The organism is Ancylomarina salipaludis, assembly GCF_004122035.1.
Classification (GTDB): Bacteria; Bacteroidota; Bacteroidia; order Bacteroidales; family Marinifilaceae; genus Ancylomarina; species Ancylomarina salipaludis.
The window spans coordinates 59,080-79,062 of record NZ_SAXA01000001.1 but is presented as its reverse complement, the minus strand read 5'-3'; the positions used below and the strand labels follow the sequence as shown (position 1 = coordinate 79,062).

23 protein-coding genes and 5 tRNA genes are annotated in these 19,983 nt (G+C 36.6%); 24 read left to right on the top strand and 4 right to left on the bottom strand.

Annotation, left to right across the window (positions count from 1 at the left end; genetic code table 11):
* Positions 1 to 163: 163 nt before the first annotated feature.
* The 4 genes from EO244_RS00370 to EO244_RS00355 all read right to left on the bottom strand — a co-directional run bounded on the left by EO244_RS00370 (position 164) and on the right by EO244_RS00355 (position 4,096).
* On the bottom strand, positions 164 to 796 hold the full coding sequence (locus EO244_RS00370) for a hypothetical protein (RefSeq protein ID WP_129251849.1): 633 nt from the start codon (positions 794 to 796) through the stop codon (positions 164 to 166).
* A 67-nt stretch (positions 797 to 863) separates the two neighbouring features.
* A complete protein-coding gene (locus tag EO244_RS00365) occupies positions 864 to 2,060 on the bottom strand; it encodes a sodium:calcium antiporter (protein ID WP_129251847.1) in 1,197 nt (398 codons plus the stop codon).
* 105 nt (positions 2,061 to 2,165) lie between these two features.
* Positions 2,166 to 3,164 carry a glycerophosphodiester phosphodiesterase family protein gene (locus EO244_RS00360; protein WP_129251845.1) on the bottom strand — a complete coding sequence of 333 codons (999 nt, stop codon included), beginning with the start codon at positions 3,162 to 3,164 and terminating at the stop codon, positions 2,166 to 2,168.
* A gap of 125 nt (positions 3,165 to 3,289) precedes the next feature.
* Positions 3,290 to 4,096 carry a hypothetical protein gene (locus EO244_RS00355; protein ID WP_129251843.1) on the bottom strand — a complete coding sequence of 269 codons (807 nt, stop codon included), beginning with the start codon at positions 4,094 to 4,096 and terminating at the stop codon, positions 3,290 to 3,292.
* A gap of 521 nt (positions 4,097 to 4,617) precedes the next feature.
* Between EO244_RS00355 and EO244_RS00350 the strand changes: the two genes are divergently transcribed.
* The 24 genes from EO244_RS00350 (at position 4,618) to rplA (ending at position 19,978) form a co-directional block, all read left to right on the top strand.
* Entirely contained in the window at positions 4,618 to 4,965 is a 348-nt protein-coding gene (locus EO244_RS00350) for a hypothetical protein (protein ID WP_241687917.1), read from the top strand.
* Between the two features lie 9 nt (positions 4,966 to 4,974).
* The gene (locus EO244_RS00345) at positions 4,975 to 5,388 is read left to right on the top strand and encodes an ATP-binding protein (RefSeq protein WP_129251841.1); all 414 of its coding nucleotides are present in this window, start codon (positions 4,975 to 4,977) and stop codon (positions 5,386 to 5,388) included.
* A gap of 5 nt (positions 5,389 to 5,393) precedes the next feature.
* Positions 5,394 to 6,752 carry a [Fe-Fe] hydrogenase large subunit C-terminal domain-containing protein gene (locus tag EO244_RS00340; RefSeq protein WP_129251839.1) on the top strand — a complete coding sequence of 453 codons (1,359 nt, stop codon included), beginning with the start codon at positions 5,394 to 5,396 and terminating at the stop codon, positions 6,750 to 6,752.
* A 9-nt stretch (positions 6,753 to 6,761) separates the two neighbouring features.
* Positions 6,762 to 7,097, top strand: coding sequence for a serine kinase (locus EO244_RS00335; RefSeq protein ID WP_129251837.1), 336 nt, complete (start codon positions 6,762 to 6,764; stop codon positions 7,095 to 7,097).
* Between the two features lie 5 nt (positions 7,098 to 7,102).
* A complete protein-coding gene (locus EO244_RS00330) occupies positions 7,103 to 7,840 on the top strand; it encodes a PHP domain-containing protein (RefSeq protein ID WP_129251835.1) in 738 nt (245 codons plus the stop codon).
* 11 nt (positions 7,841 to 7,851) lie between these two features.
* On the top strand, positions 7,852 to 8,391 hold the full coding sequence (locus EO244_RS00325) for an ATP-binding protein (RefSeq protein WP_129251833.1): 540 nt from the start codon (positions 7,852 to 7,854) through the stop codon (positions 8,389 to 8,391).
* Between the two features lie 37 nt (positions 8,392 to 8,428).
* Positions 8,429 to 8,821, top strand: coding sequence for a (2Fe-2S) ferredoxin domain-containing protein (locus tag EO244_RS00320; RefSeq protein ID WP_129251831.1), 393 nt, complete (start codon positions 8,429 to 8,431; stop codon positions 8,819 to 8,821).
* 20 nt (positions 8,822 to 8,841) lie between these two features.
* A complete protein-coding gene (locus tag EO244_RS00315; protein WP_129251830.1) occupies positions 8,842 to 10,632 on the top strand; it encodes an NADH-ubiquinone oxidoreductase-F iron-sulfur binding region domain-containing protein in 1,791 nt (596 codons plus the stop codon).
* A gap of 21 nt (positions 10,633 to 10,653) precedes the next feature.
* A complete protein-coding gene (locus EO244_RS00310) occupies positions 10,654 to 12,417 on the top strand; it encodes an NADH-dependent [FeFe] hydrogenase, group A6 (protein WP_317133207.1) in 1,764 nt (587 codons plus the stop codon).
* A 94-nt stretch (positions 12,418 to 12,511) separates the two neighbouring features.
* Entirely contained in the window at positions 12,512 to 12,991 is a 480-nt protein-coding gene (locus EO244_RS00305) for an NADH-quinone oxidoreductase subunit NuoE family protein (protein WP_129251826.1), read from the top strand.
* Between the two features lie 166 nt (positions 12,992 to 13,157).
* Complete coding sequence (locus tag EO244_RS00300; protein ID WP_129251824.1) at positions 13,158 to 14,447, top strand: helix-hairpin-helix domain-containing protein; 1,290 nt, start codon at positions 13,158 to 13,160, stop codon at positions 14,445 to 14,447.
* 176 nt (positions 14,448 to 14,623) lie between these two features.
* Positions 14,624 to 14,815, top strand: coding sequence for a 30S ribosomal protein S21 (rpsU, locus tag EO244_RS00295; protein WP_129251822.1), 192 nt, complete (start codon positions 14,624 to 14,626; stop codon positions 14,813 to 14,815).
* Positions 14,816 to 14,889: 74 nt separating this feature from the next.
* Positions 14,890 to 15,774 (top strand): tyrosine-type recombinase/integrase, encoded by an 885-nt coding sequence (locus EO244_RS00290; protein ID WP_129251820.1) that lies wholly within the window; start codon positions 14,890 to 14,892, stop codon positions 15,772 to 15,774.
* A gap of 16 nt (positions 15,775 to 15,790) precedes the next feature.
* Positions 15,791 to 16,090, top strand: a complete 300-nt coding sequence (hpf, locus tag EO244_RS00285; RefSeq protein WP_129251818.1) for a ribosome hibernation-promoting factor, HPF/YfiA family — start codon at positions 15,791 to 15,793, stop codon at positions 16,088 to 16,090.
* 104 nt (positions 16,091 to 16,194) lie between these two features.
* A tRNA-Thr gene (locus EO244_RS00280) sits at positions 16,195 to 16,268 on the top strand.
* Between the two features lie 19 nt (positions 16,269 to 16,287).
* A tRNA-Tyr gene (locus tag EO244_RS00275) sits at positions 16,288 to 16,369 on the top strand.
* Positions 16,370 to 16,414: 45 nt separating this feature from the next.
* Positions 16,415 to 16,487, top strand: a tRNA-Gly gene (locus EO244_RS00270).
* Between the two features lie 10 nt (positions 16,488 to 16,497).
* A tRNA-Thr gene (locus EO244_RS00265) sits at positions 16,498 to 16,569 on the top strand.
* Positions 16,570 to 16,627: 58 nt separating this feature from the next.
* A complete protein-coding gene (gene tuf, locus EO244_RS00260; protein ID WP_129251817.1) occupies positions 16,628 to 17,815 on the top strand; it encodes an elongation factor Tu in 1,188 nt (395 codons plus the stop codon).
* 48 nt (positions 17,816 to 17,863) lie between these two features.
* Positions 17,864 to 17,936: transfer RNA gene (locus EO244_RS00255), tRNA-Trp, on the top strand.
* 101 nt (positions 17,937 to 18,037) lie between these two features.
* Positions 18,038 to 18,229, top strand: a complete 192-nt coding sequence (gene secE / locus EO244_RS00250) for a preprotein translocase subunit SecE (protein ID WP_129251815.1) — start codon at positions 18,038 to 18,040, stop codon at positions 18,227 to 18,229.
* A 16-nt stretch (positions 18,230 to 18,245) separates the two neighbouring features.
* A complete protein-coding gene (nusG, locus tag EO244_RS00245) occupies positions 18,246 to 18,794 on the top strand; it encodes a transcription termination/antitermination protein NusG (protein WP_129251813.1) in 549 nt (182 codons plus the stop codon).
* A 24-nt stretch (positions 18,795 to 18,818) separates the two neighbouring features.
* Positions 18,819 to 19,262 carry a 50S ribosomal protein L11 gene (rplK, locus tag EO244_RS00240; protein WP_129251811.1) on the top strand — a complete coding sequence of 148 codons (444 nt, stop codon included), beginning with the start codon at positions 18,819 to 18,821 and terminating at the stop codon, positions 19,260 to 19,262.
* Between the two features lie 20 nt (positions 19,263 to 19,282).
* Positions 19,283 to 19,978, top strand: coding sequence for a 50S ribosomal protein L1 (rplA, locus tag EO244_RS00235; protein WP_129251809.1), 696 nt, complete (start codon positions 19,283 to 19,285; stop codon positions 19,976 to 19,978).
* Positions 19,979 to 19,983 lie beyond the last annotated feature (5 nt).

The following is a 19,983-nucleotide window of genomic DNA, read 5'->3' as shown; positions in this document are numbered from 1 at the left end:
AGCCATTTTGATTAATCTTTCTACACTGAAAGTAGGTAAAAAAAGTCAATAAAGAAAGTAAAATTGGGTATTTATTATGATGAAAAAATAAGCTTAAAGCTTAAGCGCCTAATTTATAGATATGATAGCCTGATTTTTTTTCGAAAGTTTTTTAAATATTCAGTTATTTTTTGTTCTCGGCACCATTTCTGGAGACAGAATTTATGACATGATAGAGTTGGTCATCCAGAAAATAATTTTCGAAGTCGGCAATAATATCATTAAAAATAGGCAGTGTTGGTCCTTCCATTATAAGCAGCATATCGCCTAGCTCGTGATTCGCGATTCTGATGGGAACATATACGGCTCTTTTTCCGGATTTGAGTTTAAATTTTGTGATTGTATTTGACCTGAATTTCAAAATTTCTTCTCCGGAATTCTTGGTGTAGCTTTTACAATTGTTGAAATGAAAATTGCCACCAATAACATTTGCTCCCGGGTAATTAAAGAAATCAATAATGAAGTCGGCAACCTCTTTTTGAAAATCATCACAACTTGTATATGTTTCTAAGGCAACCTTATCTTTTATATGATCAAATTTTCGGGAAAGTTTATAAGGAATGGAGAGTATGGTGTAGAAATAGATGCCTGATACAACCGCTATAAGTGTCCCAATAATAGAAGCTGGAATTTGCCATACACTTACACCCATTAGTAATTCGATACCATACCACGAACCGATTGACCACATTAGAACCCAAAAACTCAAAAGGAGTTGCAAAGAGAATTTGTAGATAATCTCGAAAGAACTGAACATGATATTAAGAATTAAAGTGACTAATGTGTTTTAAAGTTAAATTGATAATCAAAAAAAAGAAAATATTTTACCAGTTTGATGTGAAATAGTTGGCTATTTCTTGTAACCATTCGCCTAAGCCTCCGGGTTGTCGCAAATATTTAATAAATGAGCCAGCAGTTTCTGCAAGATAAGATTTACTACCTGTATAATACTCTGCTGCTCCAATTGCATACAGAATAAATACCGCATAGAGAATCCCTAAGATCAAGACATGGCGTTTTTTTAGAGTTTTGCTGAAGTAAAAAATTCCAATTGTTATCAGAGTGACGATCAAGAGCACTACCCGAATATCAACCAAAGTGGCACCCGCTTCGGTGAATTCAATTTTTTGTCCTGTGATTAATAGAAACAGGGCAAGAGGTAACCCCAGACTAATGGATATGTCGAAAATGTTTGACCCCAGGATATTAGCCAGAGAATCATCGTAGTTTCCTTTTTTAGCATCTCTGATTGAGATAATCGTATCGGGAACACTACTGGCTGCCGCGATTAAAATTAGTGCGACAAAGAGTGGGTTGATACCCAGAGCATCTGAAATACCCTTGCAACCTTCAACTAAGCCTGCACAGGCGATAGCGATAACCAGGGTGGAAGCAATTAGTAATAACCAGCTTCGGCTTTTCCTGCCCGTTTTCGATTTTAAAACGTATTGTAGACACTTCCCCTCTTCTTCTGGAGAATCGCTTTGTTGTTCTGGTTTTTGCCCATTTTTCATCGAAAATATTGTATACACTATATAAACAAGATAAAAAAGGGTGAATGCCCACCCATGCCAATGCGTAATGTATTTGCTTGAAAGTAGTATGATTAGGAGAATTTCTGCCGCGATCAAAAATAAGCCATCTCTCAGGATGACTTTTTTGCTTATTTTCAATCCAACAACCCCAGGTACTGTTGCCAATACTGACCCAATGACGAGCATGGGGATTGCGATACTATTGAAAATGGCAGAACCCGTATTGCCACCTATACTGGCTGCTAAATCTCGTGCTAAATTGGCATGAGAAGCAAATGCCAGGAAAAATACGGTTGTTAAAAGTTCGGGGATAGACGATCCTATTGCATTTAACGATGCTCCTTTGACGCCTTCACTCATGTTTCGTCCCAGATAGTCTGTTGCTATTTCAAAAACATCACATGCTTTGGCAATGATCATGGAGCTGAGGATCATAATAGATAAACCACCATACCAGGTATGGAATGCAAGATTGTATAAATCCATGTCTTTTTTTAGTTGATTGCAGGTTGAGTTGTATTTACACCTCGAAAATAATGGTATTTTTTCAATTAAAATCAGTCATGTCCGTATTTAATTTAGTGTGGTGATCTATTTGTTTTGTCTACTTACGACTTTAAAATTCCCCTTATTTTTATCTGGTATTTCGTGGCATGTTTTTTTTCTCAGACCTTTATAATTTAAATAATCTATGAGAGAGTTGGGTTCATCGGTAATGATAATATTAGCTCCCAGATCAAGAGCCCAATCCCATTTCTTTTTTTGATCAATATGATTTTTTGTTTCGCCTCTGTAATTGATATTTTCGTTTGGCGTAGTGCTTACCCATATTCGACATGATTTCTTTTTCATTTTGTTGATCAGAGGCAGTAACAAAGAATCCGCTGGGCTTAATCGGATATCAAAGGCAATAGGTTCATGTTTTTTGATGAATTTTTCAACACGATAATCCAGATTCTTTTTATGATTATCAATCTTTGGAATATAGATGAGTTTGTTCTTTGAACACTTTTTATGAAGTTGAGTTCTCCAAAAATCAGTTTTTGTTTTTATGATGACTTGATTGAGTGTTTGGGTTTTAATAAGGAGTTTAGTGATTTCTTTGAGATGCTTTGTGCATTTATCCAGATTGAGTAAAACTTTACCTTTTGTAAGAATCAGAGCTTCTTCAAGAGTGGGTATTTTGTTTGAAGTTGCTTTTCCGGTGCGATCAGTAATAAATAGTGTTTTTAATGAATCCAGAGTCCAATGCGAAACTTTGCCGGTTCCGGTTGTTGTTCGTTCAAGCGTTTTATCATGGATCAAAACAAAGCGATTGTCTTTGGTCATTCTCACATCTATCTCTATAATGTCTACACCAACAGCCATTGCATCTTTAATGGCTTGAATGGTATTTTCAGGTGCCTGAGTCCAGTTTGCTCTATGCGCAGCAACCAAGACATACTCATCATTATTTGAATGTATTATTTTAAGAAGAGAATCTACTCTGGTCTCGTGATTTTCGGCTGAGTTAATTTTTTTTTGAATGTTGCTTCCTGTTGAGAACGTGTGCTGGAATATAATCAATAATATGAGAAGGTGTGTTTTCATATTTCTCTTGGAATTTAGGATGAAATGCCTGCCAGTTTCTAATTTGTAGGCTATATACTCTTAAATTTAAGATTTATATGTCAATAATAACAGTGTATTATGATTTGTTTGACTGATGTCCTTTTTTAACCTTCACAGGGTAAATAATAATCTTTTAAAGGATTAATAAGTAGAATTGGATTAGGATAGTTGCGTATATAGTGTTTTATCTTTTTTGAATTGAATCTGAGAAAGAAAACACCTTGCGTTTTCCCAGTCATCAAAATAACAAGATCTGATTCCTTGGTTGAAGGGTTTTTAAATGCTTCTTCGTCAATTTGTTTACTCGAAGTTTCCGATTTTAATATTTTATAATCGAAATTAAATTGAGTGAACATTTTCTTTGTGAATAAGAGCGTATTTCTGATGGTTTTCATATAAATATCATCTTTTTCCTGGGCGGGAATAAGATGAATAATAGCTTTGTTGAATCGTCCAAAATAGCTAGCCCAAATCATCTTCTCTTTTGATTCTTTTTTGTGATCTATAGGAATTATAATGTTTGAATAATCAGCTTTGTTCGATGTTTTATTACCAAGCAGAATAGTAGGGATTTTTGCTTTTAAAACCCAATTAAAAATATTGTTCTTAAGGAAAATTTTGAAGTCGGTTTTTTCATCAATTTGTATAAGCATAAAAATAATATTAAGTTTTTCTATGCATGAGTTTGGTTCATGATCTGATTGACTAAGCTTGATGAAACTAGCTTCAGGAGTATCCGAAATGTAATCTTCTATTTCAGTTTGTTGCAATTCTTTTTTTGAATAGGGGGAAGAAGCCATCAAAATTTTAGCATTGAAAATTTTAGTGAGTGCCAGAGCATGATGTAAGGTGTTTTTATTCGGATTTAGATTCTGAATAAGAATCAATATATGTTGGTCTTTTTTGTACATTAATTAGAGAAAAAAAGTATTAAACTTATGTGTTTTTTGATGCTTATTAATTGGCCAAATTATTAACTTAATGAAATAAAACAAATGTGATGTGTGAATCTTTAATGATTAAAATGGTTTTTGAAGTGTATTTTGTTGAGTATATCAATATAATAATTCAAATGGCTAAATATGAAATTCAATTTTATAAATCATACAATTTTGATTCAGTTTTAGTTCAGTTTAGTTTAATTTTAAGGGATGTCTAAGAAAATAAATAATTCAGTAAAAATGAGGTGTTCGGTGTGTTTTTTAGCAGCTATTATCTTCAGTAAGAAAAAGATTTTTATTAAGATCTAATTTACAGGAGTTTTCCAGATTCATTCTCAATAAAAGCTGCTGTGAAGCATAGTTATTTAGACTAAATATGTATTTTCTGTTTTTCGTTCTATTCAAGCTATCTCCGTTCATATATCTTACTCTATTTCTTATCTTAGCATCATCGTTTGTGCGATCAATTAAACATAAATTGCTAGTTTGGAATGGTGAAAGTCTCTCAGATATTAGATGAATTAAATGCCAAGCTTGTCTGTGGTAATACAGATTTAAATCAGGATATAAATTTTGGTTTTGCTTCAGATCTTATGAGTGATGTTTTGACGATTGATTCTGATAATTTACTGCTTGTTACAGGTTTGAATAATTTACAGACAATTCGAACATCTGAGATGTCTGATATCCCTTACATATTATTTGTTCGTGATAAAAAAGCCTCTGAAGAAATGAAAAGTTTAGCTGAAGAAAGTGGTATAACCCTAATTGAATGTGGTTATTCTATGTTTCGGGCTTGTTCGATATTGTGTAAGATGGGTTTAGAGCCTGTTTATTAATTCTGACTTATGGATTTTAAATTTGATATAGAAGGAGGTAATTTTTCAAAGGCAGGTTCAGCTTCAAGCGATGTGAAAAAAGTTTTGAAAAAACTGAATGTTGATCCAAAGCTTATCAAGCGAATTGTTGTTTCCATTTATGAAGCTGAGGTAAACGTTGTTGCCCATGCCTATGAGGGAGAAATGAATGTTTCGATTTTCCCTGAAAAAATAGTTGTTCGAATTGTAGATAAAGGCCCGGGTATTCCTGATATCGACTTGGCTATGCAAAAAGGTTATTCTACGGCCTCTCCGGCAGTTCGTGAAATGGGATTTGGCGCAGGCATGGGACTTCCTAATATAAAGAAAAACACCAATGAACTCAATATTAAATCAGAGGTAGGTGTTGGAACTGAAGTTGAACTAATTAATTATTTAAATTAGTACAGATGGAAAAGCTCCCCTTTTATCATGCACTAAAAGTTGTCGAAAACGTTTGTATTGGCTGTACGCATTGTATGAATGTGTGTCCAACAAAGGCAATTCGTGTGAAATCGGGGAAAGCTGATATAAATAAGCATGCGTGTGTTGATTGTGGAGAGTGTTTAAAAGCTTGTCCGGTTAATGCTATAATTGTTGAACAAGACGATTTCAATCAAATATTTAGCTATAAGCAACGAGTAGCTATTCTGCCTACCGTTTTATTAGGTCAGTTTCCTGATGACATTACTGAAGAACAAATTTATGCCGTAATTCGTGAAATGGGTTTTACTCATGTGTTTGAAGTTGACGAGGCTGTTGATCTTTTAATTGAAGGGACTAAGGAATATATGCGCAAACATTCCCAAATGCGCCCATTTATTTCCAGTTTTTGTCCTGCTGTTGTTCGTTTAATACAAGTTAGATTCCCATCATTGGTTGAAAATATCGTTAGACTAAAGCCTGTTGTTGATATATCCTCACAATTTTATCGTAAAAAGTTGATCGATGAGGGATATAAGAATGAAGAAATTGGAATTTTTTATGTGACCCCTTGTGCTGCTAAAATTGCGGCTGTGAAATCCCCCGTTGGCGAAGATGAAATGTTGATAGATGGTGTGATTAATATGGATTTTATCTATAATAAAGTTATGCTGAGTATTAAACAGACAGGTAAGGAAAAACAGGCTGTCTCCAATTACCGTCATTTATCAACGACTAGTATAGACTGGACACTAACAAATGGTGAAGCTTCTCAGTATTCGGGGCGTTGTTTGGCTATAGATGAAATTCATAATGTGATTGCATTTTTGGATAAGTTGGAAAACGAAGAGATAACAGATGTTGATTTCCTTGAACTTAGAGCATGTGACAGAAGCTGTGCAGGTGGGGTTTTAAGTACCGAAAACAGATTCTTAGCCGTTGAACGTCTGAGTAAGCGTGCTAAAAAAGAAATAAAAAGACAGGCAGAGACAGAGGAGATGTATTCGACTTATCGTCCCTATTTACTTAATAATATAGCTATTTCAGAAATTGAGCCCAGGTCAATTTTAAGTCTGGATGCGGATATGATGGTGGCTATGGATAAAATGAAAAAGATTCAGCGAATCATGCGTGTTTTGCCAGGTATTGATTGTGGTGCTTGCGGAGCACCAAAGTGTAAAGTACTTGCTGAAGATATTGTTCAGGGGCATGCTAAGATGACTCAATGCGTCTTCTTGCAAAAGATGCTGACCAAAGAAGAGTTGATCAGTCCACAGGAATCTTTTGATATTTCAGAAGAAACATGGGGAAAAGGTCGTTTTGAGAAAAAGAAATTTAATAGCTAATCAGAAACTATGAAAGTAAGTGATATTGTAAGTGAGTTAGGCTTAAAAGTATGTTCCGGAGAACAAGGTCTTGACAGAGAAATTAAGGGGGGCTATACCTCTGATTTGTTGAGCGATGTTATGGGAAATGCTGATGCTGATCAGGTTTGGGTCACTTTACAAACTCATAAAAATATAATGGCCATCGCTTCACTGAAGGAGTTGGCTGCTGTTATTTTAGTTAAAGGTTACGAGCCCGAAGCTGATGCAGCAGAGCAAAGTAACGTGGAAGGGATTCCAATTTTGTCATCAGAAGAAGAAGCTTTTGAGTTGACAGGAAAACTTTATAAACTAATTAGTGACTAATAATCATGCGAGTCTTTCGAGTCGATTTACATACACATACTGTACTTTCTCCCTGTGGAGATCTTGAAATGAGTCCGGTAAATATTGTAATGAAGGCTAAGGAGCGAGGTATCGATATTTTAGGAATAAGCGATCATAACACAACTCTTCATGCACCTTTAGTTAGGAAAATAGCTGCTAAGGAGGGGGTTATGGTGATGATGGGAGCCGAGGTGACAACAAAAGAAGAGGTGCATTGCCTTTGCTTTTTTGAGACCGAAGAGAAACTGGCTGTTTTTCAATCTTATCTCGAAAAACATTTGCCACATATTCCTTATGATAACAATAGGTTTGGTTATCAGGTTGTAGTTAATGAGGCTGAAGAAATTGTAAAAGAGGTTGAATGGTTGTTGATTTCAGCACTCAATCAAAGTATTGATCAGGTTGAACAAAAAGTACATGAGCTGGATGGTCTGTTTATTCCGGCGCATGTAAATAAAACTCAAAATGGCATTATCTCACAGTTGGGGTTTGTGCCTTTTGATTTAAATGTGGATGCACTTGAGATAAGCAAACATATTAGTAAAGAGTCATTCTTGGAAAAGAATGCGTATTTGAACAATAAAACATTTATACAAAGCTCCGATGCTCATTGTATTGATCTTGTTGGAGAAGTCTTTACAAAATTTCAAATGATGGAAACCAGTTTTAAAGAAGTAAAAATGGCTTTGAGAAATGAAGAAGGGCGATTTGTAGATTTATAAATTAAGAAGAAGTGAGGGATCTGTCAGAACATATTATGGATATTATTCAAAACTCGGTGAGAGCGAATGCAAGTTTCGTTGAGTTGGAGATATTCGAAGATGTGAAAAAAGACATCTACAAGCTGATATTTATTGATAATGGTTGTGGTATGTCGCCTGAGGTGCTTGCCAATGTTTGTGATCCATTTTACACTTCCCGAACAACAAGGAAAGTGGGTTTGGGTATTTCGCTTTTAAAACAAAATGCTGAACAAGCTGGTGGCGGACTTGATATTTGGTCAGAAGAAGGTAAAGGAACCCGACTTGAAGTGAATTTCTCGCATTCCAATATCGATAGACCTGTATTGGGAAATATTGCTGAAACTATGATGTTGTTGGTTGGAGCCAATCCGGAAATGGATTTTATATATAAGCACACAACATCCGAAGGTGAATATGTGTTTGACACCAGAGAAATAAAAGAAGTTTTGGAAGAGGTTGCTTTAAATGACCCAAATATTCTGGTTTATCTAAAAGAAATGATAAACGAGAATATCAATACGATTATATAAATTGAATTTTAGTTATTAACCTTTAATATTTGAGATTATGGCAAAAGTAAAATCTCTTGCAGATCTGAAGAGAATGAAAGAGGATCTTCAGTCAAAAATGGATCTTAGAGAAAAGAGTAATGCCCCTGATAGTATATTACAAGTTAAAGTAGGTATGGCTACTTGTGGTATTGCTTCGGGCGCAAAAGAGGTAATGAATTTCTTTATCGAAGAAAGTGCAAAGAGAGGAATTGCAGCTGTTGTTACCCAAACCGGATGCATGGGCTATTGTTATGCTGAACCAACTATCGAAGTAAAAATGCCGGGTAAAGATCCAATCGTTTTTGGCGATGTTGATGTAAAAAAAGCCGATGAGATTATTGAGAAATACGTTAAGCATGGTGAGTTGGTTGATGGAATTATTCCTGTAAACTATAATACTATTGACTAAACCTAACCCCAAACACTATTATGGAAAAGTATAAAATGCATATTCTTATTTGCGGAGGGACAGGGTGCCGCGCATCTAAGAGTGAGCTTATTCAAACAAATTTAGAGGATGCACTTAAAGCTAAAGGGCTTGAGGATGAAGTGCAGGTCGTAACAACAGGTTGTTTTGGTTTTTGTGAAAAAGGACCAATTGTAAAGATTCTTCCGGATAACACATTCTATATTGAAGTGAAGCCTGAGGATGCTACAGAAATTGTCGAGGAGCATATTGTAAAAGGACGTCAGGTAATGCGTTTGCTTTATACTGATCCTGACAAGAAAGAAACTGTAAGTGATGCGAAAAATATGGGTTTCTACAAGAAACAAATTCGTATTGCACTTAGAAACTGTGGATTTATTAATCCGGAGAATATTGAGGAGTATATTTCTCGTGATGGATATGGCGCATTGGGTAAGTGTTTCGAAATGACCCCACAGGATGTGATTGATATCATTAAGAAATCTGGTCTGCGCGGACGAGGAGGAGGAGGATTCCCAACAGGATTGAAGTGGGAGTTTGCTTCAAAGAATGAGGCGGATCAGAAATATGTTGTTTGTAATGCAGATGAGGGTGATCCTGGTGCATTTATGGACCGTTCTATACTAGAAGGAGATCCACATTCAGTACTTGAAGCAATGGCCATTTGTGGTTATACAATGGGTGCTGATAAAGGTGTGATTTATATACGTGCCGAATACCCATTGGCTATCGAGCGTTTGAAAGTTGCAATCGGACAAGCTCGTGAGTATGGTTTATTAGGAAAAGATATTTTAGGTTCTGGTTTCAATTTCGATGTTGAAATGCGTTACGGTGCCGGAGCTTTTGTTTGTGGTGAAGAAACAGCTTTGATTCACTCTATGGAAGGTCTTCGCGGTGAGCCAACTGTTAAGCCTCCGTTTCCAGCAGAATCGGGTTATAATGGCAAGCCAACAAATGTAAATAATGTTGAAACATTTGCAAATGTTCCTGTTATTATCAATAAGGGTGCGGATTGGTTCAGCGCTATTGGTACTGACAAATCAAAGGGAACAAAAGTGTTTGCATTGGCTGGAAAAATCAATAATGTTGGTTTGATCGAGGTGCCAATGGGTACCACGCTTCGTGAAGTGATTTACGAAATTGGTGGTGGTATTAAAGATGGTAAGAAATTTAAAGCCGTTCAGACGGGTGGACCTTCAGGTGGTTGCTTGACAGAGAGACATTTGGATACGCCTATCGATTTTGATAACCTGCTTGCAGTTGGTTCGATGATGGGATCGGGTGGAATGATTGTAATGGACGAAGACGACTGTATGGTGTCTATGGCAAAATTCTACCTTGACTTTACAGTTGAAGAGTCTTGTGGAAAATGTACCCCTTGTCGTGTAGGTAATAAGCGTCTTTATGAGCTTTTAGATAAAATTACAGAGGGTAAGGGTACTCGTGAAGATATCGATTTGTTACGAAACCTAAGTGCTGTAATTAAGGATACCTCACTTTGTGGTTTAGGTCAAACATCACCTAATCCGGTGTTGTCTACTATTGAGAACTTCTATGATGAATATATGGCTCACGTTGATGATCATAAATGTGTTGCAGGTCAGTGTAAAGCCTTAATGCAATATGTTGTTGATCCTGAGCTTTGTGTAGGATGTACGCTTTGTGCTCGTAATTGTCCGGTTGATTGTATTACCGGCGAGCGTAAAGAGGCTCATGTTATCGACGTTGAAAAATGTATTAAGTGTGGTGCTTGTATGGATAAGTGTAAATTTAATGCCATTAGCATACAATAAGGAGGATTGAAAATGGAACAAATGATAAAATTAACCATTGATAATAAGGAATTAGAGGTTGCTAAGGGCACCACTATTCTTCAAGCGGCAAAGGAGATTGGTATTGAGATACCAACACTTTGTTACATGCACCTTAACGATATGAATATCGAGCATAAACCTGGTGGATGTCGTATTTGTGTTGTTGAAGTTGAAGGCCGAAGAAATTTGGCTCCTTCATGTAACTCGAAATGTGAAGCGGGAATGAATATCAAAACGCATTCAATGAGAGTTTTGAATGCTCGTAAAACTGTAATGGAGTTGATGCTTTCTGATCACCCATTTGACTGTTTGGTGTGTGCAAAATCAGGAAACTGTGACTTGCAGACTATTGCACAGAATTTAGGTGTCCGTGAAATCCACTATAAAGGTGAGCAATCAACTTATAAGGTAGACTATTCGCCATCTATCATTCGTGATATGGATAAGTGTATCATGTGTCGTCGTTGTGAGACGATGTGTAATGATGTGCAGACTGTAGGTGCGCTTTCTGCTGTAAATCGTGGATTCGAGTCAGTAGTTGCTCCGGCTTTTGAAATGGATCTTCAGAAATCAACTTGTACTTATTGTGGACAGTGTGTTGCTGTATGTCCTACTGGAGCCCTTACAGAGAAAGATCATACAAACCAATTGATCAGAGATCTTGCTGATCCAAAGAAAACTGTAGTGGTTCAAACGGCTCCTGCTGTTCGTGCGGCTCTGGGTGAGGAGTTTGGTATGGAAGCTGGTACATTGGTGACAGGTAAGATGGTTGCCGCACTTCGTAACCTGGGTTTTGACAGTGTGTTTGATACTGACTTTGCTGCCGACTTGACTATTATGGAGGAAGGTACTGAATTGTTAGGTCGTTTAAGTGCTCATCTTGCTGGTGATAAAGATGTGAAATTACCAATCTTAACTTCATGTTGTCCGGGTTGGGTCAATTTCTTTGAACATCACTTCCCGGAGATGAAAGAGATTCCTTCGACTGCACGTTCTCCGCAGCAGATGTTTGGTCCTATCGCTAAAAACTATTTGGCAAAACAAATGGGTGTTAAGCGTGAAGATATGATTGTGGTTTCTATCATGCCTTGTTTGGCTAAAAAATACGAATGTCAGCGTGATGAATTCAAGGTTGATGGCGATCCTGATGTGAACTATTCTATCTCTACCCGTGAGTTGGCTAACTTGATTAAGCAAGCTAATATGGATTTCAAAACTTTACCTGAGGAAGATTTTGACAATCCTTTGGGAGAGTCTACTGGTGCCAGTGTTATCTTTGGTGCTACAGGAGGTGTGATCGAAGCTGCTGCTCGTACTGCCTATGAGGTTTATACTGGAAAAACACTTGAGAAAGTAGATTTCGAAGCGCTTCGTGGTATGGAGGGTATTCGTAGTGCAAAAGTTGATTTTGATGGATTAGAGCTGAATATTGGTATTGCACATGGATTAGGTAACGCTCGTAAGTTACTTGAAGAAATCCGTGATGGTAAGTCTGAATATCATGCAATTGAAATCATGGCTTGTCCTGGTGGATGTATTGGTGGCGGTGGTCAGCCATTACACCATGGTGATTCTTCTGTTCTGAAGAAGCGTGCTGCAGCTCTTTATCGTGAAGATGAGGGAAAAGCAATTCGTAAATCTCACGAGAATCCATACATTATTAAATTGTACGAAGAATTCTTGGGTAAGCCTTGCGGCGAATTGTCGCACAAGCTGCTTCATACACATTACTTCGACAAGCAAAATGAAATAGAGGTTGAATAGTATTACATAGATTTGAGAATTGGGATGTGGGGCTTTTGAAGCTTATATATTACTCACATCTCTATCGAATATCTCAGTCTTAAATATAAATATTATGGCAAAAATAAAATTGGCAAAGGACAAAGTTGAGAAGCTTATCGAAATTTGCAAATCATTTAATAATGAAGGCAGTGAGCTGATTAATGTGCTTCACAAAGCTCAGGGAACATTTGGTTATCTGCCGGCTGAAGTTCAGGAGGTTATCGCTCGTGAGCTTGGTGTTTCAGTAGCACATGTTTATGGTGTTGTTACTTTTTATTCTTTTTTTACAATGGTACCCAAGGGTGAGTTTCCGATTTCAATTTGCATGGGAACGGCTTGCTATGTGCGTGGTGCTGAAAAAGTGCTTGAAGAATTCAAGAAACAGCTTAAAGTGCCTATTGGGGAGACAACTGAGGATGGTAAATTCTCTATCTCTTGTCTTCGTTGTGTAGGTGCATGTGGTTTGGCTCCGGTAGTCACAATTGGCGAACGTACTTATGGTCGTGTTTCGGCTGGCGACGTTGCTGATATTTTAAAAGAATACCGAAACTAAAAAATAGGTTTATTCTATACCGAACGTCTCCGGAATTTTCGGAGACGTTTTTTTTTTGTTAAGATGAGGGACTTTGTATTGTGTTAAAAATAGCATAAATTTAATATGATAATTCAGGAGGGTAGCTTAAGTTAGGGTTTTATAGTTTTTACTTCAATTAGTTGTCATGTCTTTTAAAAAGAGTCTGAAAAGCTTTTTCTCTTATTCTGCTTCTGAAAGAAAAAGTTTAATGGTTCTCATTGCTATACTTTTATTTTTGTTTCTGTATCCGGTTTTTATTCCGGATAAAGTTGATGGTTGGAATCAAAGTTCGGAAAAACAAAAAAGATTAGATAGTCTGTTGGTTCTTTTGGAAAAGAAGTCAAAGAAAAAACAGGAGATATTTAAAACTCAAAATTTATTTTTCTTTGATCCCAATGCTATAGACAGCTCGCAGTTGGTATCTCTCGGTTTTACAAAATTTCAGATTAGCAATTTAATCAACTATCGTAAGAAGGGCGGAGAGATAAAGACTTGTGACGATTTGATGAAAATATATGGGATTACTGATGGGTTGTATAAGCGGCTACAACCCTATATTAGAATAAAAAAGAAACAACAGATCAGACCTGCAATTTCGAAGGTTAAACTTCGATTATTTGATCCCAATACAGTCTGTTATGATGATCTTTTAAGTTTTGGATTGACAAAGTTTCAAGCACAAAACATCTTAAATTACAGAAAAAAATCAGGAGTCTTTAAGCAAAAGAATGATTTTTTGAAGATATATGGAATTGATTCGACAGACTACAATAGATTGGAAAAGTTTATTCATATTAGTCCCACTAAAAAATCTGAGAATCAGCTTTTTGTTTTCGATCCCAATACCATTTCTGAAGCCGATTGGGATCGTTTAGGAGTTCAGTCCTATATCGTTACACGTATAAGTAAATATTTGACAAAGGGAGGCCGGTTTAAAAAGTCTGAGGATCTAATGGCTATTTATGGTTTTGATTCGTTAAAATATAAAGAATTATTACCCTTTATAAGGATTGAAACGATGAAGGAAGCTCAGATAGTTAAGCTGGATTTAAATAGTGCCGATACAAATCAACTCGTCGTTTTACCAGGCATTGGATCGTATTTTGCAAAAAAAATAATTGATTACCGGTCAAAGCTTGGAGGTTTTTATAATATATATCAGTTAGCCGATATTTATGGTTTACGTAAAAGCCGAGTCGATAGTTTAAGCTCGTATTTGTTATCTGATCTGGAAATTCAACGTTTTATAAATATTAATACAGCTACAGTTGAAGAATTAAATGCGCATCCATATATAAGCTTTCGGGAAGCGTCGGATATTATCCGTCTCAGAAAAAGAAAAGGGGAGATTTTAGACATGGAAAGCCTTTGTAAGCAGAAAATATTACGCCAATCGGTATATGAGAGGGTGAAACCTTATCTGATTTTAAAATAAATCTGTGTGAAATGACAAGTTTTTGACTTTAAGAATGGTCTAATTCCCTGTGTTTTGCACTAGATTCAATTAAAATGAAACTAATTGGTCAGATTTTTATAAATTTGTTTGAAATATCGTGAATGAATTAATAAGTTTGCGGCTCATTTAGAAATAATTAAATAAAAGAAGAAACTATGATTATTATTCCTATGAAGGAAGGCGAAAACATTGAAAGAGCCTTAAAAAAATTCAAAAGAAAATTCGAAAAAACTGGTGTAATTAAAGAATTACGTGGAAGACAAGTTTATGTGAAACCTTCTGTTAGAAAAAGAAAAGAGAAGATTCATGCAGTTTACGTTCAGCAAATGCAATTGAACGAAGATTAATTTCTTTTGAAAAAGGTTTCGATATCTTATTTTTATTTGTAATTTAGTTTATCTGGACTACGAATTAAAAGTGTATGAGATATAAGGAATCTTTTCTGTCTTATTTGCAGTACGAGAAACGATATTCTAAACATACTTTGGTATCATATGATTGTGATTTAAGTCAATTTTTTTCTTTTTTATCATCCTACGGGATTGAAGAGAGCGAAATTGTTGATTTGAATTTCAAAGATGTCAGAAAATGGATCGTTTTTTTAATGAATGACGGCTGCTCAGCCCGAACTGTAAATAGGAAATTATCTTCTTTGAAATCCTTTTTTAAATATTTATTGCGAGAATCGTTAATACAACACAATCCCATGGATAAGGTTGTTGGTCCGAGGCAAGGGAAGAAGCTTCCGAATTTTATTGCCGAAGACAGTATGCGACTATTGCAAGAAGTAGATTTTGGAGAAGGTTTTGAAGGGATTCGAGACAGACTGGTAATAGAAATGTTTTATCATACTGGCATGCGTTTATCTGAATTGATGAACTTGAAAGTGTCCGGTTTTGATCGTTCAGCCTCAGTCGTTCGGGTTTTAGGTAAAAGAAATAGGGAGAGAATTATTCCTGTTAGTAATAATCTCGAAACACTTCTTGATGAGTATCTGGAGCAAAGGTTGATGCTTTGTTCTAATGAGGATGGTTTTTTGATTTTGACAAATCAAGCAAAACCTGCTTACGAAAAGTTGTTGTATAGAATTGTGACAAAACATTTGTCTAAGATTACAACCCTTTCTAAAAAGAGTCCTCACGTGTTGCGGCACACGTTTGCAACACATTTACTTAATAATGGAGCTGAATTGAATGCTATAAAAGAGTTGTTGGGACATTCTAATTTGTCTGCAACTCAGATATACACTCACACAAGCTTTGAGAGGTTAAACGATATTTATAAACAGGCTCACCCCAGAGCTTAAAATTGGAGGATAGAGTATGAAAGTAAACATTCAGGCAGTCGGTTTTAATGCTGATGTTAAGCTAGAAGATTTCGTGAATAATCGAGTGAATAAATTACTTAAGCTTGATGACGATGTAACAAGCGTAGAGGTCTTTTTAAGAGCTGAAAAACCATCGGTTGTAGAAAATAAAGAAGTAGAGATAAAATTTAATATCCCGGGAGGTGATATATTTGCACAAAAGCAAAGCAAAACATTCGAAGAAGCAGTTGATTTAGCGGCAGATGCATTAAAACGCCAGATCACTAAGCGTAAAGAAAAACTTCGTGGAAAATAATTGGAAAAATTATTTGATAGTTTTGTTATATAGGTAAAATGTTTTTACATTTGCAGACCATTTGTGAGGGAAATGTATGTCCTAATGCGAATGGTCTGTTAATTGCCAGTGTAGCTCAGTTGGTCAGAGCAGCTGATTTGTAATCAGCAGGTCGTGGGTTCGAATCCCTCTACTGGCTCTTTGAATTGATTATTACTGGGGAGATACCAAAGTGGCCAACTGGGGCGGACTGTAACTCCGCTGACTTCGTCTTCGTAGGTTCGAATCCTGCTCTCCCCACAGTAAAATTTTCACAGTTGTATTTTATTTTACAGATTGTGAATTGCGGGAATAGCTCAGTTGATAGAGCATCAGCCTTCCAAGCTGAGGGTCGCGAGTTTGAGTCTCGTTTCCCGCTCAAAAGTTTTGCCGTTGTAGCTCAGGGGTAGAGCGTTTCCTTGGTAAGGAAGAGGTCATGAGTTCAAATCTCATCAATGGCTCATAAAATATAAAATATTGTTTTAATTGTTGTCTAATCATTAATTAACTTTTCGAGTTATGGCTAAAGAACATTTTGATAGGTCAAAACCACACGTAAATATTGGTACTATCGGTCACGTTGACCACGGTAAAACTACCTTGACTGCTGCTATTACAACTGTATTGGCAAAAAAAGGATTTTGTGAAATTAAATCTTTCGATTCTATCGATAATGCACCTGAAGAAAAAGAAAGAGGTATCACTATTAACACTGCTCACGTAGAGTATTCAACTGAAAGCCGTCACTATGCTCACGTTGACTGTCCAGGTCACGCTGACTACGTAAAGAACATGGTTACTGGTGCTGCTCAGATGGACGGTGCGATCCTTGTTTGTGCTGCTACTGATGGTCCTATGCCACAGACTCGCGAGCACATCCTTTTGGCTCGTCAGGTAAATGTGCCTAGAATCGTTGTATTCTTGAACAAAGTTGACATGGTTGACGATGAAGAGATGCTTGAGTTAGTAGAGATGGAAGTTCGTGAATTGTTGGATTTCTACGAGTTCGACGGTGACAATACTCCTATCATCGCTGGTTCTGCACTTGGTGGACTTAACGGTGAGCCAGAGTGGGAAGAAAAAATCATGGAATTGATGGATGCTGTTGATACTTGGATTCCACTTCCTCCACGTGATGTAGATAAGGCTTTCTTGATGCCAATCGAGGATGTATTCTCTATTACTGGTCGTGGTACTGTTGCTACAGGTCGTATCGAAACTGGTATTGTTAAAACTGGTGAAGAATTGCAAATCATTGGTCTTGGTGCTGAAGGTATGAAGACTGTATGTACTGGTGTTGAGATGTTCCGTAAGATTTTGGACGAAGGTCAAGCTGGTGATAATGTTGGTCTTTTGTTGAGAGGTATCGATAAAACGTCTATTAAGCGTGGTATGGTTATCTGTCACCCAAATACTATCAAACCTCATACTAAGATTAAAGCTGAGGTTTATGTATTGAAGAAAGAAGAAGGTGGACGTCATACTCCATTCCATAACAAATACCGTCCTCAGTTCTATATCAGAACTCTTGATGTAACAGGTGAGATTACTCTTCCAGAAGGAACTGAAATGGTAATGCCAGGTGATAACGTTACTATTAACGTTGAACTTATTACTCCAGTTGCTTGTGATTTAGGTCTTCGTTTCGCTATCCGTGAAGGTGGTAGAACTGTAGGTGCTGGTCAGATTACTGAAATTATTGAGTAATTACCATATAAAGATTGATCCGGAAAACGGATCAATCTTCTTTCTCTTACGGGTGTAGCTCAGTTGGTAGAGCACTGGTCTCCAAAACCAGGTGTCGGGAGTTCGAGTCTCTCCACCCGTGCAAAAGGATATTTTGTCTTATGAAATAAGTCTCACAAACTGGATTTATTTAGACTGTGAGACAACTTCCATGTGAATTAATAAAACTTTAATTGTAAGCACATGAAATTAGTTAATTATATTAAAGAAGTTTATATAGAACTTACTCAGAAAGTATCTTGGCCATCAAGATCTGAACTTCAAAGCAGTGCTATCGTTGTAATGGTAGCCTCTGTAATTATTGCAACTGCAATTTTTGTTATGGATTTGGGTTTCAAAAATTTGATGGACACTATATATAGTATGTTTTACTAATCACTGAGAATTTAAGATGGCTGAAATTGAAAAAAAATGGTATGTTCTGCGGGCTGTAGGAGGAAAAGAAAAGAAGGTCCAGGAGTATATCTTAAGTGAAATTTCTAATCTTGGACTTCAGGATTACGTATCACAGGTTCTCATTCCAACCGAGAAAGTGTTTGTGGTGCGCAACGGGAAAAAGATTAGCAAGGAAAGAATTTTCTTACCTGGCTATGTTTTAATCGAAGCAGCATTAACAGGCGAAATTCCTCACATCCTTCGTAGTGTTACGAATGTGATTGGCTTCCTGGGGGATACTAAAGGCGGCGACCCGTCTCCATTGCGACAATCAGAAGTGAATCGTATTTTGGGTAAGGTCGACGAACTTACTAATAAAGATGAGGAAATTAGTGTTCCTTATTTTGTTGGCGAGTCGGTAAATGTGACTGATGGACCATTTAATGGTTTTACGGGTGTGATAGAAGAGGTTAATGCAGAGAAGAGAAAGCTAAAAGTAATGGTGAAAATCTTCGGACGTAAAACACCTCTTGAATTAAGTTTCATGCAAGTAGAAAAAGAATAAAAAAACCTTTAGAAAAGTAAAACTATGGCTAAAGAAGTAGCAGGATTAATAAAGTTGCAGATCAAAGGTGGTGCTGCAAATCCTTCACCTCCAGTAGGACCGGCATTAGGTGCTAAAGGAGTAAATATCATGGATTTCTGTAAGCAATTCAATGCTAGAACTCAAGATATGGCTGGAAAAGTTGTTCCAGTTGTAATTACAGTTTATAAAGATAGCTCTTTTGAATTTATTACAAAAACTCCTCCTGTTGCTGTTCAGGTTTTGGAAGCTGCAAAATTGAAATCAGGTTCTGCTGAACCTAACCGTGTAAAGGTTGGTTCTATTACTTGGGAACAAGTAAGAGCAATCGCAGAAGGAAAGATGAAAGATTTGAATGCTTTTGAAGTAGAAAGCGCCATGAGTATGGTCGCTGGAACAGCAAGAAGTATGGGTGTCACTATTACTGGTGATAGTCCGCTTAATCAATAATTTTTAATACTGCATTTAAAATGGGTAAACTAACAAAAAATAAAAAGTTAGCTTTAGAAAAAGTCGAAGCAGATAAGATCTACACTATCGACGAAGCCGCAGCATTGGTTAAGGAGATTACCACTACTAAATTTGACGCTTCAGTGGATATGGATGTCCGCTTAGGAGTTGACCCTAGAAAAGCGAATCAAATGGTTCGTGGTGTGGTGACTCTACCTCACGGTACTGGTAAGAACGTTCGTGTTTTAGTACTTTGTACTCCTGATAAGGAAGAAGAAGCTAAAGCTGCAGGTGCTGACTATGTTGGACTTGACGATTATATTGCCAAGATCAAAGGTGGTTGGACTGATATTGATGTTATCATTACTATGCCAACTGTTATGGCTAAAGTAGGTGCACTAGGACGTGTATTAGGACCACGTGGTTTAATGCCAAATCCTAAGAGCGGTACTGTAACTATGGACATCGCTAAAGCTGTAAATGAAGTTAAGGCTGGGAAAATAGATTTCAAGGTCGATAAATATGGTATTATTCACTCTTCAGTTGGTAAGGTATCTTTTGAAGTAGATAAAATCAAAGGTAATGCTAAAGAATTCGTTGGTGTTATCAACAAATTGAAGCCATCTGCAGCAAAAGGGACTTACATTAAGAGTGTATACCTGTCAAGTACAATGAGTATTGGGATCCAAGTTGACCCAAAATCAATTCTTGACTAATCAAA

Excerpts from the sequence above, each read along its gene's own strand:
- EO244_RS00315 (WP_129251830.1), top strand. The coding sequence starts at position 8,842 with ATGGAAAAGTATAAAATGCATATTCTTATTTGCGGAGGGACAGGGTGC.
- rpsU (WP_129251822.1), top strand. The coding sequence starts at position 14,624 with ATGATTATTATTCCTATGAAGGAAGGCGAAAACATTGAAAGAGCCTTA.
- rplA (WP_129251809.1), top strand. The coding sequence starts at position 19,283 with ATGGGTAAACTAACAAAAAATAAAAAGTTAGCTTTAGAAAAAGTCGAA.
- hpf (WP_129251818.1), top strand. The coding sequence starts at position 15,791 with ATGAAAGTAAACATTCAGGCAGTCGGTTTTAATGCTGATGTTAAGCTA.
- EO244_RS00355 (WP_129251843.1), bottom strand. The coding sequence starts at position 4,096 with ATGTACAAAAAAGACCAACATATATTGATTCTTATTCAGAATCTAAAT.
- rplK (WP_129251811.1), top strand. The coding sequence starts at position 18,819 with ATGGCTAAAGAAGTAGCAGGATTAATAAAGTTGCAGATCAAAGGTGGT.
- EO244_RS00350 (WP_241687917.1), top strand. The coding sequence starts at position 4,618 with ATGGTGAAAGTCTCTCAGATATTAGATGAATTAAATGCCAAGCTTGTC.
- EO244_RS00290 (WP_129251820.1), top strand. The coding sequence starts at position 14,890 with ATGAGATATAAGGAATCTTTTCTGTCTTATTTGCAGTACGAGAAACGA.
- tuf (WP_129251817.1), top strand. The coding sequence starts at position 16,628 with ATGGCTAAAGAACATTTTGATAGGTCAAAACCACACGTAAATATTGGT.
- secE (WP_129251815.1), top strand. The coding sequence starts at position 18,038 with ATGAAATTAGTTAATTATATTAAAGAAGTTTATATAGAACTTACTCAG.
- EO244_RS00300 (WP_129251824.1), top strand. The coding sequence starts at position 13,158 with ATGTCTTTTAAAAAGAGTCTGAAAAGCTTTTTCTCTTATTCTGCTTCT.
- EO244_RS00345 (WP_129251841.1), top strand. The coding sequence starts at position 4,975 with ATGGATTTTAAATTTGATATAGAAGGAGGTAATTTTTCAAAGGCAGGT.
- EO244_RS00310 (WP_317133207.1), top strand. The coding sequence starts at position 10,654 with ATGATAAAATTAACCATTGATAATAAGGAATTAGAGGTTGCTAAGGGC.
- EO244_RS00320 (WP_129251831.1), top strand. The coding sequence starts at position 8,429 with ATGGCAAAAGTAAAATCTCTTGCAGATCTGAAGAGAATGAAAGAGGAT.
- EO244_RS00335 (WP_129251837.1), top strand. The coding sequence starts at position 6,762 with ATGAAAGTAAGTGATATTGTAAGTGAGTTAGGCTTAAAAGTATGTTCC.
- EO244_RS00370 (WP_129251849.1), bottom strand. The coding sequence starts at position 796 with ATGTTCAGTTCTTTCGAGATTATCTACAAATTCTCTTTGCAACTCCTT.
- EO244_RS00305 (WP_129251826.1), top strand. The coding sequence starts at position 12,512 with ATGGCAAAAATAAAATTGGCAAAGGACAAAGTTGAGAAGCTTATCGAA.
- EO244_RS00340 (WP_129251839.1), top strand. The coding sequence starts at position 5,394 with ATGGAAAAGCTCCCCTTTTATCATGCACTAAAAGTTGTCGAAAACGTT.
- EO244_RS00365 (WP_129251847.1), bottom strand. The coding sequence starts at position 2,060 with ATGGATTTATACAATCTTGCATTCCATACCTGGTATGGTGGTTTATCT.
- EO244_RS00360 (WP_129251845.1), bottom strand. The coding sequence starts at position 3,164 with ATGAAAACACACCTTCTCATATTATTGATTATATTCCAGCACACGTTC.
- EO244_RS00330 (WP_129251835.1), top strand. The coding sequence starts at position 7,103 with ATGCGAGTCTTTCGAGTCGATTTACATACACATACTGTACTTTCTCCC.
- nusG (WP_129251813.1), top strand. The coding sequence starts at position 18,246 with ATGGCTGAAATTGAAAAAAAATGGTATGTTCTGCGGGCTGTAGGAGGA.